This is a genomic window from Candidatus Poriferisodalis sp., assembly GCF_965204125.1.
In the GTDB taxonomy this organism is placed as follows: Bacteria; Actinomycetota; Acidimicrobiia; order Acidimicrobiales; family Poriferisodalaceae; genus Poriferisodalis.
Map to the genome: position 1 here is coordinate 2,525,418 of NZ_OZ241968.1, position 16,866 is coordinate 2,542,283.

Genomic DNA, 16,866 nt, shown 5'->3' on the forward strand with positions numbered 1-16,866 from the left:
TGGGGCGCCGGGCCCGATGATGCGGGCTGTCGGCGTGGATCTGGGTTCGGTGCGCATAGGCGTGGCCATCGCGCCGGCCGATGCTGCGGTGGCAGTGCCCTACGAAGTCCTCGAACGCAGCGGCGAGCGTGCCCGAGACCACGAAGCACTCGCAGGTATGGTCGCTGACGTGGGTGCGGAGGTGGTCGTGATCGGCCTGCCGACTTCGCTCGACGGCAGCGAAGGACCGGCTGCGGTGAGTGTGCGAGCCGAGGCCGGCGAGATAGCGGCGGCGCTCGACGTGCCGGTGGTCTTGCACGACGAGCGCTACACGACCGTGAGCGCGGAGCGCATCCTTTCCGAACAAGGCGTGCGCGGCCCCGCTCGCCGCAAGGTCATCGACAAGGTGGCGGCCGCGGTCATCCTGCAGTCGTGGCTCGACGCGCGTGACTGACATTCTCGATGAGCCATCGCCGCCGTCGCGCCGGCGCAAGCTGTCGGATCGGCTTGTCGGCGCGTTGGGAATCGGCGCAGGAGACACGCCGACCGAGGCCGAACCCGGAATCACCACGTCGCCGCAGCGGGCGCGACCGGTCCGACGCGCAGTGGCCCCGCGCCCCGAACAGCCATCGGCCAGCGGTGCGACCGCCCCACGGGCCGAAGGCCGTCGCGGGGTCGACTACGAAGTGGTCAGCACTCGGCGAGGTCCGGGCACGTGGGGAGCGTTGCTGATTCTCGTGGTGCTCGGCCTCGTCGCCTGGATGGTGGGCAGCCGCGGCTACCGCTGGGTGAGCGAACAGCTCGACCCGCCCGGCGAACCCACCGGCGAGATCGTGCTGACGCTGCCGCCCGGATCGAGCACAGCGAGCATCTCAGATCTGCTCGGCGAGCACGGAGTGGTTCCCAGCTCGCGGGCCTACGAGTGGTACGTGAGATTAAGAGGCGGCCCGGCGTTCCAAGCCGGGGAGTACAGGTTCCAGTCCAACTCGTCGGTGTGGGAGACCATGGCAGTGCTCGAAGCCGGGCCGAGCCGCGTTGCCCAAGCCGCCCAGCAGCCGCTCACCATTCCCGAAGGCCTGACGGTGGCACAGATGGCCGCGCTGCTCGACGAGGTGCAGGGCCTGAGCTTCAGCGGCAGGGACTTCCTCGAGGCCATCCGGGAGCGGCCCGTGCTCTCGCTGGTTGCGCCAGCGCCTCGGGTGCTGCCCGACGGGGTCATCGAACCGGCGGAGGGACAGCTCTTTGCCGACACCTACTTCTTCGACTCTCAGACGAGCGCCGAGCAGCTTGTCGCGCTGATGGTCGACCGGCTCGATGCGGTGCTGACCGATCTTGGCTACGACGATGCCCCCCGGCGTGTGGGACTGACGCCGTATGAGGCGCTGATCGTGGCGAGCATGATCGAGCGGGAGGCCCAGCGGCCCGAGGACCGTGCCAAGGTGGCGCGGGTGATCTACAACCGGCTGGCGCGGGGCTGGTCGCTCGGCCTCGACGCCACCGTCGTCTACGTGGTGGGCGACAGCGAGCTGACCGCGGAGCTGCTGGCAGTCAACTCGCCGTACAACACTCGGGTGCTCGTGGGGCTGCCGCCCACGCCGATCGCCTCGCCAGGAGGTGCCTCGCTCGAGGCCGCGTTGAACCCGGAGGACGGTCCCTGGATGTACTTCGTGCTGACGTCTCCCGACGGCACGCTGTCGTTCTCGGTGACCGACGAGGAGTTCCAGCGCGACAAGGCGGTGTGCCAAGAGCTGGGACTGTGCGGTTGAAAAAGCTCGGCACTCTGCACAGGTCGCTCACATAGTGTCGGAGCGTGGTCATGCCTCGCGGGCAGTCGGGCGGGAGTGGGGGCCGATGATCGTTCCAACTGGCGGCACCCGGGTTGCAGGAGTCATCGGCGATCCTGTGCGGCACTCGCTCAGCCCGGCGCTGCACAACGCCGCGTTCGCCGAGCTGGGCCTGGACTGGACGTACCTGGCATTCGAGGTGCCCGCCGGCCAGGGCGCCGATGCCGTGGCCGCGATGCGGGCGCTCGGCATCGAGGGCCTGTCGGTGACCATGCCGCACAAGGACACTGTGGCGGCTGCGGTTGACGAGCTGTCGCCCGCGGCAGCGCTGCTCGGTGCCGTGAACTGCGTGCGCCGGGACGGCGACCGGTTGATCGGCGAGAACACCGATGGCGCCGGATTCTTGCGCTCGCTGCGCACGCAGGCAGGGGTCGACCCAGCAGGGCTGCGCATAGTCGTGCTGGGGGCTGGCGGCGCGGCGCGGGCGGTGATCGTTGCCTTGGCGGCCGAGGGGGCGCTGGTGACGGTGGTGAACCGCTCACCAGATGCGGCGGCACGGGCTGCGGCACTGGGTGTGCCGGCGGGCGGCGCAGCAATCGCGGTATCGGGCGGATTTTCGGGTTCGGTGGCAGTCGGAGGCCCTGCAGCGGTGCGCGACGCCGATGTGGTGGTGAATGCCACACCGCTCGGCATGACTGAAGGTGATCCTCTGCCGGTTGATCCGGCGCTGTTGAGCGACAGCCAGCTCGTGGTCGACCTCATCTACCGGCCTGAGCGGACATCGCTGCTCGACGCGGCCGCCCAGGCAGGTGCGACGACCCTGAACGGCGTCGGCATGCTCTTGTATCAAGCCGCAGAGCAATTCACGATGTGGACCGGACACGACGCTCCCGTCGACGCGATGGCAGAGGCTGTCAGCCTCGACCTCGCCGTTTCGTAACCCGAGGGCTCCACCCAGCGTGCGGCAGTCATCCTCAGCGAGGGCTGCGTGATGGTCACCCAGGTGGGACCGAGTCTTGTCGCCGGTGCGGTCGCCGGACTGGGCGGCGCTGCGGCAGGTGCCGCGGCAGTTCGCTGCGCGAAGCGCTGCTTCGACGTCCACCTGCAGCCTGCATTGACGATGGCGGCGTGCACGGCGACAGGCGCGGTGCTGGCGCTGCGGATCGGCGCCCACCCATATCTCGCCCCGCTGCTGGCATTCGGCTGGGCCGGCGTGATCATTTCCGCGGTCGACCTGCGTACTCATTTGATCCCGACACGCTTGCTGCAAGCCTGCGCTGCCGTCGCGGTCCCGCTGGTGTGCGCGGCTGCCGTGCTCGATGGCGGCTCCGCAGGTCTGGCGGGCGCGTCGGCCGCGGCAGCCATCGGAGCAGCGCTCGGCTGGGGGGCGATGCACGTCATCTGGCGAGCTGCGCGTGGCGGGCTCGGTTATGGAGATGTGAGGCTTGGCGGCTACCTCGGCCTGCACCTCGGCCTCGGCGGGCTCTCGGCCGTGTGGGCAGGGCTGCTTGCGGGCTTCGCTATCGCCGCCGTCGTCGGCGCTGTCGGGGTGGTCGCGTTGGGCCGGAGCACCGACCACCGGTTCGCCCTCGGACCGTCTCTGGTTGCCGGTGCGCTCGCCGCCGCGTGGTGGTTCATGCCGCCGGGCCTCGCCGCCTGAGCACGTCGCAGTCCCCATTGCTCGCTGTCTGCCAGAAGTCCGCTGCGCGCTGAGGCGTCCTCGCAGGGAGCCAGCCAGGATGCGTCGGTACCCTCGCAACCGATGTCGGGCACTATCCGCGTCGATGTTCCGCTGGGCGACCGCTCCTACCCCGTGCTGGTCGGCGCTGGAGCGCGCCACGAGCTCGCCACGGTCCTGCGCGAGTCGAAGCTGACCGCCGGGGCCCAGCGCGCCGCGGTGGTCACCCAGCCAGGCATCGGCGTCGAGATGGATCCGGGCATCGGTTTCGAGACCTTCGAGATTCCCGACGGTGAGCAAGCCAAGGAGTTGTCGACCGTGGGCGAGCTGTGCAGCGCGTTCACCCGCTTCGGCCTCACCCGCCGTGACGTGGTGGTGGGTGTCGGGGGAGGCGTCGTCACCGACGTGGCCGGCTTCGCGGCCGCCGTGTACCACCGCGGCGTCGCGGCGGTACACGTCCCGACCACGCTGCTGGGCCAGATCGACGCTGCCGTGGGCGGCAAGACGGGTGTCAACCTTGCTGAGGGCAAGAACCTCGTGGGGGCCTTCTGGCAGCCCGCAGCCGTACTGTGCGACACCGAGGTGCTCGACACGCTGCCCGAGCGCGAGCTGCGCGCCGGCTACGGCGAGCTGGCCAAGTACCACTTCATCGGCTGCACACCGCAGGCCGCGCGTCTCGTCGGCTCCCACCCGTCGCTCGCGCAGCGCCTGAAGGGCGGCGAACCGCTCAGCTCGCTCGAAGGGGCAGAACTGGTGGCTGCGTGCGTCGCCATCAAGGCCGAAGTGGTGGCTTCCGACGAAACCGAGAGCGGCCGCCGGGCGTTGCTGAACTACGGGCACACGCTGGGGCATGCGCTGGAGATCGCCGGGCGGTTCGACCTGCGTCATGGCGAGGCGGTGGCCATCGGCCTGCGCTACGCGGCCGTGGTAGCTCGCCTGCTCGGGCGCATCGACGACGATCGTGTGGCTGAGCATGAGCGCGTGCTCGTCGCCTACGGGTTGCGTGCGAGCCTGCCCGACGGCATCGATCACGACGAGATCATCGAGCTGTTCGGCCGCGACAAGAAGGCTGCCGGGGGCATCACGTTCGTCCTCGACGGTCCCGACGGCCTCGAAGTGGTGCCCGACATCGATCCGGGCGTACTTCGAAACGCGCTCGAGCGGATGTGAGTGCAGCTATGCCTCGCCACGTCGTGCTGCTGCTGTCAGGCCCGAACCTGAACCTCTTGGGCACCCGCCAGCCCGAGATCTACGGCACCGAGACGCTGCTCGATCACGTGCGCGCGGCCCGTCGAGCCGCGACCGAGCGCGGTTGGGATCTCGAGCACCGCCAGAGCAACCACGAGGGGGAACTGGTCGATGCAGTGCATGCCGGCATCGGCCGGGTGGAGGCGATCGTGGTGAACCCCGGCGCGCTCACCCACTACGGCTGGTCGCTGCACGATGCGCTTGCCGCATTCGAGGGCCCGATCGTGGAGCTGCACCTGTCCGAGCCCCGCGAGCGCGAGCCATGGCGGCATCTGTCGGTGGTGGAGCCGCTAGCCGCTGGACGGGTGGCGGGAGAGGGCGGCGCCGGCTACCCGCGAGCAGTCGCCCTGGCCATCGATGCGGCGCTCGCCACTGCCGACACCCCCGATACCGGCGACCAGGCCGACCAGCCATCGTGATGCCCTGCCGTGACGGCGGGCCGTGCTTGTACCGTCCCGCTGCGAACCTGCAAGCACCCGGGCTGACCGCGAGGCGTTGACATGGCCATCTCCACCGCCGACTTCCGCAACGGCATGACGCTCGATCTCGCCGACGGGCTGTTCCAGCTCACCGAGTTCCAACACGTCAAGCCGGGCAAGGGCGGCGCGTTCGTGCGCACCACGCTGAAGAACGTCCGCACCGGCGCCACGCTGGAGCGCACGTTCCGGGCGGGCGAGCGCATGGAGCGCGCGGTCATCGACCAGCGCGACATGCAGTATCTGTACGCCGACGGCGACTCGCTGGTGTTCATGGACACCGACAGCTACGAGCAGCTCCCGGTCAGTCGCACGGCGGCCGGCAGCGCCACGAATTTCCTGGTGGAGGGCGAGATGGCCACGGTGGTGCGCCACGGCGACGAGGTGCTGGGCGTGGAGTTGCCCGCATCGGTGGTGCTGGAGGTGGCCGACACCGACCCCGGCGTGCAGGGCGACCGGGTGTCGGGTGCGCGCAAGCCGGCCACGATGTCCACCGGATTGGTGGTGCAGGTGCCGCTGTTCATTGAGACCGGCGAGCGGCTGAAGGTCGACACCCGCAGCGGCGACTACATCGAGCGGGCCCGCGGCTGACGCCGCCGGGTCGCCGATACGGGCTCGAGCCCACTGCCATGAGCCGCCCGAGCGACCCCTTCGCCGCTCCCGACGAGCCGACCCGCCGCCGAGAGGCGCGCCAGCGCTCGGTGGAGCTGCTGTACGAGGCCGAGATGAAGTCGTGCGAGCTGGCCGATGTGCTTGCCGAGCAGGTCAGCGATGTGGACCCGTTCGCGCTCGAGCTGGCCACCGGCGTCGCCGCCCAGCGCGAGGCGCTGACCCAGCGGCTCGCCGAGCTGCTGAACGTGGGCTGGACGCCCGAGCGCCTCGGTGCGTGCGACCGGCTGATCCTGCTGCAAGGCCTCTTCGAGCTCGAACGAGGGGCAGCCCCCGCAGCGGTGGTCATCAACGAAGCCGTCGAGCTGGCACACCAGCTGGGCGCCACCGATCGCAGCGGCGCCCTGGTGAACGGCGTTTTGGCGGCTGCCGACGCCCGGTGACCAACACAACGTGGGCGATCAGTTCATCGACAGCCCGATCGTGACGGTGGCGGCATGAGCCCAGACGGCGGCCCGCCGCAGCGACGGATCGCCGAACGCGAGCTCGTCTTCCTGCTGGGTGCCATCAGCGCCACCACCGCACTGGGCATCGACATGGCGCTGCCCGCCTTCGGCGACATCCGGCTGGGCCTGGGCCTCGCCCCCGATTCGCCGCGGGTCGCGCTCACAGTCACCTTGTATTTCTTCGGCCTGGCCGGCGCGCAGATGTTCTATGGCCCCTTCACTGATCGATTCGGCCGCAAGCCGGTGCTGTACGCCGGTCTGGCCCTGTACACGCTCGGGGCACTGGGCTCAGCACTGGCGCCCTCGTTCGGAATCCTGATTGCCAGCCGGCTGGTCTGGGGCATCGGCGCTGCAGGGCCACGCGCCCTGTCGCTGGCCATCGGTCGTGACCTGTACGAGGGCGACCGGCTGGGCCGCGTGCTGACGGCGGTCATGGCGGTCTTCATGGTGGTGCCCGCCATCGCGCCCCTGGGGGGCCAGGCGGTGCTGGCCCTCGGTTCGTGGCGCTGGGTGATGGCCGCCCCGATGGCGCTGACCGTGGTGCTGGCGCTCTGGATCATCCGGCTCCCTGAATCGCTCCCGCCCGAGCGCCGCCGCCCGCTCACGCTCGGTCGCACCCGCGAGGCCATCGTGGCCGTGTTCGCCAACAAGCTCACCATCGGCTCGGCGCTGGCCGTCATGTTCGACATGGGCGCGTTCTTCTCGTTCCTGGGCAGCAGCCAGCTGCTGTTCGACGACGTGTACGGCCGGGGCGGGGTGTTCGCCTACTACTTCGCCGCGATGAGCGTGTTCATGGGGCTGGTGGTGTTCACCGGCAGCCGGCTGGTGACACAGATCGGTGCCGATCGGATGATCGTGACGCTGATGCCGATCACTGTGGTGCTGTCGTGCGCGCTCGCGCTGTGGTCGTGGCAGGCCGGTGGCCAGCCCTGGTTCTTCGGCTGGTTTGCCGTCATCGTGGTGATCAATGCCCTGCGCACGTTCGTCAATCCGCTCATCCAGGCCCAGGCGATGGGACCCATGGGCGAGCTGGCAGGCACGGCCTCGGCGGTGATCGGCACGATCTCGATGGGCGGAGGCGCCGTGCTCGCCATGCTCATCGACCGCATGATCGCCGGCTCGGTGACCCCGCTGGTCACCGCATACGCCGGCTACGGAGCAATCAGCCTGGCCTTCGCACTGTGGGCGCGACGGCACCGGCTGTCTTTGTTCGCCGCCGGCACCTGAAGCCAGCGGCTGTTGCCGCGCCTGTGGCCGGCAGCAGCGGGGACAAGACATCGCGCTCGCAGGAAGTGCGAGACAGCCGTGATTTGCCTGTGTATATCACATCTATTGAAAATGATTGGAATTAGCTGAAACAACGCGCTTAGAACTCGCATCGAATCTTCGCGGCAATCCCGACCGAACGAGATGACCGCAAAGACGACCTCGGACTACGAGATCGAGGAGCTGGGCGATGGCGAATCAAGAGTGCGGCAGGGGGACAGCGCTGGCTCTGCTGGTGCTGCTTGTCGGGGCGCTCACGGTGGCCTGCAGCGGCGATGGCGGTGAGCCGGTCGACCTCGGCCCGTCGATCACGGCCGAGCCCGGCGACGCCGCCATCGACGATGCCCGCAGCATCTCCGAACAGCAGGCTTCGGCGCTGGGTGGTCGACCCGCCGACGAGGCCCGGCCGATCGTGGCGGGCAACGGCCAGTACCCGACCGCCACCGAGCACCACTCGACATTGGAGTTTCCGACGGCCGCCCAGATCGGCAGCGGTCGGATCTGGGTCCCGTGGCCGCCATACCCGGAGCTGGATCCCGCTCGACAAGAGCCCAGCCAGCCGGCGGTAACCGGCTCGCGATCTGAGCTGCTGGGCGACGTCGGACAAGGTCACGGCTATGTCGTCGCTCAGCGAGCGCAGTGGGCGGCGATGCCCCCCTACCTGCCAGAAGCCCGGGCAGCGCTTGCCGACGGCACCCGACTGGCACATCGGCGCGGGGGAACCCCCAGGGCATGGGAGCTGGTGGTCGACCCTGGAGGCCTCGGCTACGAGACCCGCCTCAGCGCGGATCGCAGCGGGGCCTATGACCATGTGGCGCTCTGCCCACCCCATCCGACAGCCGAAGCGCTCGGCGTGGACCCTGGCCGCACCGGTGCTGAGCGGGATCGGGCAGGTGCCGTCATTGAAGCGTTCATCACCGGGATGCGCTCGCCCGGGGGCCGCCCGATGCATTCATGGGGCACGACGGTCAACGACATCGCCAAGCTGTTGGTGTACAGCCCCGGTGAGCCGATGGAACTGGCACTCGGCGGCCACAGCCTGGCCGACGCTGGGTTCTTCCCCGGCGACTGGTCGACGCAAGCCAAGCAGTGGCTGACGCTGCGGGCAGCACAGGGCGCGGTGACTGACTCGTTGGTGGGCCACGCCGTCGTGAGCGTCGGGCCCGAGACGCTGTGGGAAGCGTGCAGCGACCTGGCCACGATCATCCCCGGCATCTACACCGAATCGCATCGCACCCGCCAGCTCGAATCGCTGTGGGCGCGAGGTCTCCGGTTGAGCTTCACGGCGCCGCCTGTCGAGCGGGCCTGGGTGGTCGACCTCAGCGCTGCGGGACATGCACTGGCGGTGATCTGCCATCCGCCCGGGCAGTCCTTCCTGGTGGATGCGTCGACGGGTGAGCGCCTCGATGCCGGCACTGATCATCTGGCGCAGGTCGAGGCCATGTGGCTCACCTGGTCCCGGCTCAGCTACCGGGTGCTGCGCAATGCCCTGTTCGAGGGCGACTGCGACAGCGATGCCTTTGCCCAGGCTGCGCAGTGGCTGCAGAACGAGAAGGACACTGAGGCCGCCGCCATCGACTGGAGCGAACCCCGTGCATGGGGATCGGGCGTGCGCAACCAGTGGATCGCCGTTCGTGAATGGGTGGACGTGCCCCAGCAGGAGGCGTGGCGGGCTCACCGGGATCACGACTGGCACTTGGAGTTCTGGTGCGCCACGGGCATCCCCGTCGGCGCATTGGTCGACAGGGAGCTGGTTCGTCCCTCGCTGCAGGACCGGTGCACGCCCGCCCAGTGGGACGCGATGTCACAGGCAGCGGCAAGCGCGCCGGTTGTCGACTGGGAGCTGTCCGCTACCCAGTGGGCGCCCGGCGTGAGTTGGCACGAGCGCATGTACCTCTCGCCCTTCAAGTCGTTCGAGCAGATCCTCGGTTGCTCACCGCACGCCGACATGATCGCTGAGACGCTGCGGCGCCAGACCGGGCTGCCGGCAGAGCGACGGCCAAAGAAGCCGTGGCCGCCAGAGTCGCTGCCTCGGACTGCAGACGGGCATGCCTACCCGCGCCCGATGCCGCCGTGTCTCGGGGCCAGCTGGCCGCCGTCGTCAGACCGCTACTGGTGGCCGCAGGCCGAACCGCTGGCTGAGGTCTCATCGTGACGACTGCACGGTGTGCCAGCGGCCGCGCGGCCTGGTGGACACTCGGCGTCGCGCTGGTTGCAGTCCCGCTCGCCGTGATGGCTGCGCGCGGCGATGCAGTCGCGGCGCAGACAGCCACGGCGCCGGTGCTGAGCTGCGAAGCAGGCATGGTGCTCGACAGCGCGAGCGGGACATGTCTCACGGAGCGCACCGAGACCGTGCTTCGTCCGTCGAGTTGTGGGAGCGGATCCACCCAGGTTCCCGGCCAGTACGGCGGCCATGAGTGTCAGAGGAAGGTGACCACGAGAGTGGACACCGGCCGTACCCAGCAGGTGTACAGCCACACCACCTATGACGACGTGTGGATATCGACGGGCACCAAGACGGTCCAGACCGGAACGAACCGCGTCTGGACGCCGCCGCGAACGCAGATCGAGCCGCTGGTGCCGCCGCTGCGTGTGCAGACCGGCACCAGCCGGCGTTGCGACTTCGATCCCATCTCGGGCCAGCAGTACAACTGCCGCAACGTGCCGGTGTACGGCTACCAGACCACCCACACGGTCACCATTCCCGGCTACTGGAGCGAGACACCTGTCTACTCCGAGGTCGAGACCGGCTACTGGGACCGGGTGCCCACCATCCATTACACCACTGTGCCGGTCTACGAAACCGTGACGGAGTGGGTGACCACGCCCGCATCGCCCGGTCCGTGCCCGTCGGGCTGGCAGTCTGCCGGGAGCCAGTGCTCGCGCACCGTTCTCGGCCAGCCGTCTGCTGCGCCCGCGCAGAGCTGCCCATCGGGTTCGGTGCCCCGCTACGGCGATGCGCTGGGCGGCACCGGTCCATCGGTGCTGACATGCCAGTCGTCGGCGCCCGGTTCGAATCCGGACACCGGCACTGACCAGGAAGACAGCGGCGGACCCATCGACAGCCCCGACGGCGGTGCGCGGCCGCTGCATCACCTGGCGGGCGAGAGCGACGAGCGGCTTGCCGAGCTGGGCATCCATCGCTGCGCCGACGGGCTGCTGTCGTATGTGCCGTGCCACGAGCTGCCGGGACGCACCTGGGACAGCGAGCCCGATGTCTGCGACGACATCGAGGGAACGACGTACCGGCCCGATCACGGCGGGAGCTGTGTCACCGAGAGCGACCTGCTGAACAAGTGCACGACGCCCGGCGACTGCGAGGAAACCACCATCCGCACCTACTGCCCTGCGATCGGGGAGCTGGCGAACACGCAGATACAGGAGCATGCACACCCTCATCGCGGCGCGGAGACCTACCGGGTGTGCATCTTCGACTGCTCGAGCTTCGGAACCTTGCCGCGGTACGTGCAAACACGCATCAACGGTTCCTACGACTACGCATGCCTGCCTTCGCCCCCAAAGGACCCGCCGCCGACAACTGCCACGACAACGACCACCACCGAGCCTGACGGTGGCTCCGACGACGACGCAAAGGATGATTCAAACGACGATGATGGTGACGGCGACGGTCCCGACAGTCGACCCGACACCACGACCGTTGTCACGCAGCCCACTACGACCACCGCTGCCCCCGACCCGCTGTGTCCGGCAGTGCCGCCGCTGCAGCTGAGTGCTGCCGATGCGGCTGCGCTGGCGTGGGAATCGCACGTGCGCTCAGCGAGCGTGGCCGCATCTCGCCAGGGCGATATGCCCGGTGGGGGTCGGCACTTGCAGGTGGCCCCCGGTCGCGGCTGGATGCGCGCCCACCGCACCGTGCAGATCAGCGACGCGGACTGCGCGTGGGTTGCGGCGCAGATGCGTACTGCCTGGTCGGAACTGCGGCCGTGGATCGCGGCCGAGCGACGGATCATCGAAGCCGAGACCGGCGCCGGGCACCTCGTCGGCCGGTGGGATGCGCTGAGCGCTGATCAGCAGCAGCTCCTGCGCCAGTGGCACCGACCTGGTGTGGCGCCTGCGGAGGTGACGTGCGCGGTCGCAGATGCCGTGGGGTCCGCAGCAGCGGGAAGCTGCGGATGGCTCTTCAGTCACCCTGCGGCATTCGCCTGGCGCTTCGAGGTGTGCTTCGAAGCGGTGCCGGCGGCGGGACGGGATCCCGGGAAAGCCAGCGCCAATGGGGACGGGCCGCCCGCGAGCGACGACTGCTGGGTCACGCTGGCCTCAGGAGCAAGCTGGATCCGGCCAGTGAGCGAGTATGCGGACGGCCGGGTCACCGTCACACAGAGCGGGGCGCGGCCGTGATGCCGCCGGCTCGCCCCGGCTTCGGGCCCGAAGAGCGGGCACCGGCTCAGTCCGGCGTGACGATCGAACCGTGGCGGTTCGGCGTCTCAGCCGTGATCGTGGTTGTTGTCGTGGTGGCGATCTGGCTGTGGGGTCGCCCGCATCAGGAGTCGCCGCAGGTGCTCGTGGCGGTGACATCGGAGGCGTGGCTCGCAGGCCAGCCGCCGGGAGCCTTTGACGCGGCGGAGATCCCGCAGGATCTTGCTGGCCGGTTTGCCGATCCTGAAGCCATAACGGGCAGCATCGTGGCCTTCGATGTGCCCGCCGGGACGTTCGTCACGCCGGCCCTGCTGGGTCCGCCGGAAGCTGCTCTTGGCGCGACCACCGTCATGCGTTTGAGCGCGGACACCTCCGCGTGGCCAGCACCGGGCCCTCGAGCTGGCAGCCGCGCGGTGGTGGCCGGCGTGCTGGGCGGCTGCGCACTCGACGTGACCACCTTGGCAGGAGGCGCGGAGGGGAGCATCGTGGTTCACGTCGATGCGGTCGGCGCTGCGCGTTACGCGCGCACCTCCGAGCTCGACGGCCTCGTGGTGTGGCCGGCGCCGCCCGCAGGCTGGCCCCAGTGCCGACCGGTGAGCAGTGCTGGAACGGTTCCGTCGACGTTCGGCAGCAATGTGCCGCCGGGATTCGGCAACGAAGCGTCGTCGCCGTTCGCGGATTCGGCAGGAGGCTGAGCAGTGTTGCTCGCGCTGTGCGACGACGCCGTGGACCCCGCAACGCGCGACTGGGTGCGCGACGCAATGCGGGCTGGCTTGTCCGCCGTTGCGGGCCAGGTCTGGTTCGCCGCCGACGTGGCGTCGATGCCGCGCCCGGACGAGGGGGTCGAGCCGTACGTGGTGTGGCTCACCAGCGATATGGAGCCTGATGCCATCGCGGCCGCGACGGCCGCGTCCAGTGAGGTGGTGCTGCTGCTCGGTGTGACCGCTGCTCGTGCCGCAACCCGTCCAGCCGGCAGTCCTCACGCTGCGCAGGCGTGGCACGCCGCGGCCTCGGGCGGGGTACCACGCACCGCAGTGTGGCTGCCGACCGCAGACGGCGGGCGCGGTGATCCAACCGGCGAGCTGTCAGCTGCGCTGGATGCGAACCGGGTGGTGCGCATCAAGCGGGTGGGATCCCGCAGCGCATACCGCCAGCTCCACCGGCTCGGGCGCTCGCTGGCGTCGTCCGCGTGCGCCCCGCAGCGACTCGACCGCACCGACGGCGCGGTGCGGCGACGAACCGCGGCGCGCGCTGCCACCGACGCGCTCTCCGAGCTGCTCGACGAACCCGACATCGAGGAATTCCAGATACGCGGCGGGGAGTCGATGCTGGCGCAGTATGCGGACGGCCGGGTGGAGCGACGGTCGTCACCATTCGCCGCTGACGACGATCTCATCGAGGCGGTGCGATTCCTGGCGAGTTATTCCGGCGATCGACCCCAGCGCTTCGACGAGCTGGACCCCCGGCTGGATGTGCGCGTCGGCGACCGCTGGCGCCTGCACGCCGAGGCGTTCGTGACGAGCCCGCCCAACGTCGTGCTCCGCTCGAACATGGCCGGCCGGATGCGTCTCGACGACCTGGGCATCGCCTCGAACGAGCTCGGCAGCGTGCTCATCGAGGCCATTGCCGGCAGGGTGCGGGCCAACGTGGTGGTCGCGGCGGCGATGGGCGGTGGCAAGACCACGCTGTGCCAGGCACTGCTCGCGGCGGTGCCCGACCACGAGCGCATCGACACCATCGAGGACACGCCGGAGCTGCGCCTGGCGGAGTACGGCATTCATCCCAACACCTATGAGCGGCTGACCCGCGATGCGAATCAGGACGGGCACGGGCGTCATTCGATGGCCGACCACATCCGCGATGCCAAGCGGGCGAACGCCGCCAAGCTCGTGGTAGGGGAGATCCGCGGCGAGGGTTGCGAGGCGCTGCTGGATGCCATGTCCTCGGGCTTGGACGGGTGCCTGGTCACGCTCCACTCGCAGCCGGGCAAGGGCGTGCTCGAGAAGCTCGTGGCGTATGCCTGCTCCGAGGGAGCAGAGCCCGACTACGCGCGCCGTCAGATCGCCGCTGCAGTTGACCTATGCGTCTGGATGGGTCGCAATGACGCCGGTGAACGGGTCGTCGTTGACGTCACGCAGCTCACCGGCATCGACGATGCCACCGGGGTCATCTCGACGACCTGCCTGTGGGCGCTGCGGTCGGGCGACCGGTGGGCGACCCCGGCCGGACGGCCCGCTGGCCGCATGGCGGAGGTGTACGTGTCCGCTGGCCTCCCCGCAGCAGGCGGCGACGCCGACCTGCCGACCGAGTACTCGCAGATCGTGGATGTCCCGCTGATGCCGAACCCCGCCCCGGCAGTGCCGCCGGTCGAGCCGTCGGATCCGCAGGTGGCACCTCCGCAACCAGCGGAATCGCTCTCGGGCCCGCCCGCGCCTCACACCGAGCTGTCGCGCGGCGTGCTGTGGGATCCCGGTCCGCTCATCCCCATCGACGACCCGCCGCCGTACGAGCCGCTCGTTGCCGAGGACACAGTGTGCTGAAGATCGCTGCACTCGGCATGGCGGGCTGCGCGGCCGCGCTGTGGACGCTGTTCAGCGCTGGCCGGAGGGCCCGCTCGCGCAGCGATGAGTCGCTCCGCTGGCCCCTGCTCGTGACCGGCGCTGCGGCATTCGTCGCCGGGCTGGCGTTCGGGCCGACGGCGGCTGGGCTCGCAGGCGCCGTGGTCGGCATCGGCGCATGGTGCGCGGCGTGCATCGTCCGCAGCCGCCAACGTGTGGATGCGGCAGAGTCGGTGGCGCAGTTCGCATCGATTCTTGCGAACCAAGCTCAGGTTTCGCGCACGGTGGTGGATGCACTCGAGACCTCAGCACCGCTGGCCACCGGGCCGATGGCCCAGACAGCGGCCAAGCTCGTCGAGGAATGCCGCAGTGTGGGCGTGGAAGCTGCAGCGCAGCAGTTCGCAACGGGCGCCGACGGCGCGGTGGCCGCCTGGCTGGCCGACGTGGTGGCAGTGGCCGCAGCGAGCGGCGGCCAGTGGGTGCCGATCCTGGGCGTGCTGGAAACCGAGGCCGCGGAGGCCGCCTCCACCGCACGCCACTTCCATCGCCACGTCGCCGCCAACCTGCCCCAGCTAGGGCTCGCGGCCGCCCTCGGCGCGGCAGTCGCCCTCGGCAGCGCGCTGGTCAGCCCCGATGCGTGGGCATGGCTGTCGGGACCGCAGGGGCAACGCATCGGGCTTGCAGCCACGGTGATCGGCGTCGCCGTGAGCGCGCGCCCGCTTGCGTCGGCCTGGGAGATGCTCCGGTGACGGTGCCGTGCCGCCGCTGGGCGCTGCCGGCCCGGGAGATGCTTCGATGAGCGTGCCGTGGCCACCGGCCGGCGCGCTCGGCATGTGGCTGATGGCCGGCACGGGTGCGTGCGCTGCGATCCACCTGCTGGCGTCGAGCGAGCGTCGTCGCCGCGACCGCCGCCGGCTGAGCGCATTGGGCTGGAGCCCGGCGCGGCTGACCAGCCTGACCGTGATCGTGGCAGTCTGCACGATCGGTGTCGGCGTCGTTGCCGCAGGTCGGCTGTCGGGCAGCGAGGGAAGCTCGCCCACCACCGCGCTGGCGTGGTCGCTGCTGGCCGCCGTAGTGGCGGCGTGGGCAGTGCCGGGACTCATGGCTGGTGCCGTGCTGGCCGGTCACCGGCACCGCGTCGATGGCGCCGTGCTGCTGTGGCTGCGCCGCATACGACTCTTCGTGGCGGCAGGGCATCCGATCAGCGTGGCGGTGCTCGATGCGGCCGAGCGCGTCACCGATCCCGCCTTCGCGCCTGCCGCCGGTGCGGTCAACGCAGCCGTGCTCGGCGGGCGCGACCCGCTCGCCGCCGTAGCGGCACAGCTGGCCGACTCGCCGACGGCGTCGCTGCTGCGCACGGTGGACGCTGCCGAGCGATCCGGAGCTGCCGCCTCGCAGTTGCTCGACCGCGTCCTCGACCGTGTCGTGCGTGCCATGGACGACCGTCGTCGCGAATCCATCGACCGGCTCGGCCGCTCAGTAGGCGCAGCTGCCTCGCTGCTCGCTGTCGTCGCCTCCGCCGTCGTCATGGTGACCGTCGTCATGACCCTGCCCTCGGTGTGAGGAACCGCCGCAATTTGCCGCCCGAGATTCACAACCAGCCCCCAAAGACCCGCGGAAGCGGGAAAGGAGCAAACACATGGATTCCCCAGTTACCAAGCTGATCTTCATCGCCGCCGCCGTCGCCGCCTCAGTGCTGGTGGTGACGGTCATGTGGACCACCCTCGGCAGCAACGCCCCCCAATCGACTGACGACGCCGTCGAGTACTCGAAGATCCAAACCGAGAACTTGTGCAAGGCCGTCGGCGGCAACTGGACCCCCGGCACGAAGACGTGTGCGGCCAGGCCCTAACTGCACGCGTCCGCGTCGAGGTGTCGACGGTGCGATCTGAAGATCCTCGACCGCTTAATGGTCGCACACACTCGATCCGTGTCCGGTGACGCCACATGGACAGCTCGCTTTCGATTCTGCGCTTGTTCAGCGTGCTGGTGGTGTTCATGGCGCTGGTGATCTCGATGTTCGCCCGCCAAGTCGGCGCTGCCGCGGCGCAGGGGGCGGCCGACGCCGCCGCCATCGCCGTGACCGACCTCGTGCCGCCCGACTGGGACTGCACCGAGACGGACCTGCCGGCCGATGCGACGGCCACGGCGGCCCGGGTTGCGGTGGATCGCGCCGCGCAGCTCGCTGCCGTCCAGCCCACGGCGGTCGAAGTGCATGCCGACCCGACGTGCTCGGTCATCGTGTCGGTGCGGGTGTCCTCCCAAGGTTGGCTCAGCGGGGGCGAGTCGCTCGGCGTGGCCTGCCGCCGCCCGCCGTCGGCCGAGGGCGCCGCGCTGTGGGCACCGGTGGCGCCGCCGTGCTGAGCAGCGCGCCGCGCTCGTGGA

General features: G+C 70.0%; 17 protein-coding genes. All 17 read left to right on the plus strand.

Annotated features, from left to right (window positions below):
* Positions 1-16 precede the first annotated feature (16 nt).
* Positions 17-433 carry a Holliday junction resolvase RuvX gene (ruvX, locus tag ACOGXD_RS11720; RefSeq protein WP_419853959.1) on the plus strand — a complete coding sequence of 139 codons (417 nt, stop codon included), beginning with the start codon at positions 17-19 and terminating at the stop codon, positions 431-433.
* Complete coding sequence (gene mltG / locus ACOGXD_RS11725) at positions 426-1,745, plus strand: endolytic transglycosylase MltG (RefSeq protein ID WP_419915227.1); 1,320 nt, start codon at positions 426-428, stop codon at positions 1,743-1,745. The genes ruvX and mltG overlap by 8 nt, the downstream gene beginning before the upstream one ends.
* 85 nt (positions 1,746-1,830) lie before the next feature.
* Positions 1,831-2,703, plus strand: a complete 873-nt coding sequence (aroE, locus tag ACOGXD_RS11730) for a shikimate dehydrogenase (RefSeq protein ID WP_419915228.1) — start codon at positions 1,831-1,833, stop codon at positions 2,701-2,703.
* A gap of 51 nt (positions 2,704-2,754) precedes the next feature.
* Entirely contained in the window at positions 2,755-3,423 is a 669-nt protein-coding gene (locus tag ACOGXD_RS11735; RefSeq protein WP_419915229.1) for a prepilin peptidase, read from the plus strand.
* 102 nt (positions 3,424-3,525) lie between these two features.
* Positions 3,526-4,611, plus strand: coding sequence for a 3-dehydroquinate synthase family protein (locus ACOGXD_RS11740; RefSeq protein WP_419915230.1), 1,086 nt, complete (start codon positions 3,526-3,528; stop codon positions 4,609-4,611).
* Positions 4,612-4,619: 8 nt separating this feature from the next.
* On the plus strand, positions 4,620-5,108 hold the full coding sequence (locus ACOGXD_RS11745) for a type II 3-dehydroquinate dehydratase (RefSeq protein ID WP_419915231.1): 489 nt from the start codon (positions 4,620-4,622) through the stop codon (positions 5,106-5,108).
* Between the two features lie 81 nt (positions 5,109-5,189).
* A complete protein-coding gene (gene efp / locus ACOGXD_RS11750; protein WP_419915232.1) occupies positions 5,190-5,756 on the plus strand; it encodes an elongation factor P in 567 nt (188 codons plus the stop codon).
* 38 nt (positions 5,757-5,794) lie between these two features.
* Positions 5,795-6,217, plus strand: a complete 423-nt coding sequence (locus ACOGXD_RS11755; RefSeq protein ID WP_419915233.1) for a transcription antitermination factor NusB — start codon at positions 5,795-5,797, stop codon at positions 6,215-6,217.
* A gap of 54 nt (positions 6,218-6,271) precedes the next feature.
* Positions 6,272-7,507 (plus strand): multidrug effflux MFS transporter, encoded by a 1,236-nt coding sequence (locus ACOGXD_RS11760; protein WP_419915234.1) that lies wholly within the window; start codon positions 6,272-6,274, stop codon positions 7,505-7,507.
* A 229-nt stretch (positions 7,508-7,736) separates the two neighbouring features.
* The gene (locus ACOGXD_RS11765) at positions 7,737-9,701 is read left to right on the plus strand and encodes a hypothetical protein (RefSeq protein WP_419915235.1); all 1,965 of its coding nucleotides are present in this window, start codon (positions 7,737-7,739) and stop codon (positions 9,699-9,701) included.
* Entirely contained in the window at positions 9,698-11,905 is a 2,208-nt protein-coding gene (locus ACOGXD_RS11770) for a hypothetical protein (RefSeq protein WP_419915236.1), read from the plus strand. Before ACOGXD_RS11765 ends, ACOGXD_RS11770 begins: the two co-directional genes overlap by 4 nt.
* Positions 11,905-12,618: a hypothetical protein gene (locus ACOGXD_RS11775; RefSeq protein ID WP_419915237.1), complete on the plus strand. Its 714-nt coding sequence runs from the start codon at positions 11,905-11,907 to the stop codon at positions 12,616-12,618. Before ACOGXD_RS11770 ends, ACOGXD_RS11775 begins: the two co-directional genes overlap by 1 nt.
* A 3-nt stretch (positions 12,619-12,621) precedes the next feature.
* Complete coding sequence (locus tag ACOGXD_RS11780) at positions 12,622-14,463, plus strand: ATPase, T2SS/T4P/T4SS family (RefSeq protein ID WP_419915238.1); 1,842 nt, start codon at positions 12,622-12,624, stop codon at positions 14,461-14,463.
* Complete coding sequence (locus ACOGXD_RS11785; protein WP_419915239.1) at positions 14,457-15,230, plus strand: hypothetical protein; 774 nt, start codon at positions 14,457-14,459, stop codon at positions 15,228-15,230. The genes ACOGXD_RS11780 and ACOGXD_RS11785 overlap by 7 nt, the downstream gene beginning before the upstream one ends.
* A 46-nt stretch (positions 15,231-15,276) precedes the next feature.
* The gene (locus tag ACOGXD_RS11790) at positions 15,277-16,044 is read left to right on the plus strand and encodes a type II secretion system F family protein (RefSeq protein ID WP_419915240.1); all 768 of its coding nucleotides are present in this window, start codon (positions 15,277-15,279) and stop codon (positions 16,042-16,044) included.
* 76 nt (positions 16,045-16,120) lie between these two features.
* Entirely contained in the window at positions 16,121-16,333 is a 213-nt protein-coding gene (locus ACOGXD_RS11795; RefSeq protein ID WP_419915241.1) for a hypothetical protein, read from the plus strand.
* Positions 16,334-16,428: 95 nt separating this feature from the next.
* On the plus strand, positions 16,429-16,845 hold the full coding sequence (locus ACOGXD_RS11800) for a hypothetical protein (protein ID WP_419915242.1): 417 nt from the start codon (positions 16,429-16,431) through the stop codon (positions 16,843-16,845).
* Positions 16,846-16,866: the final 21 nt, after the last annotated feature.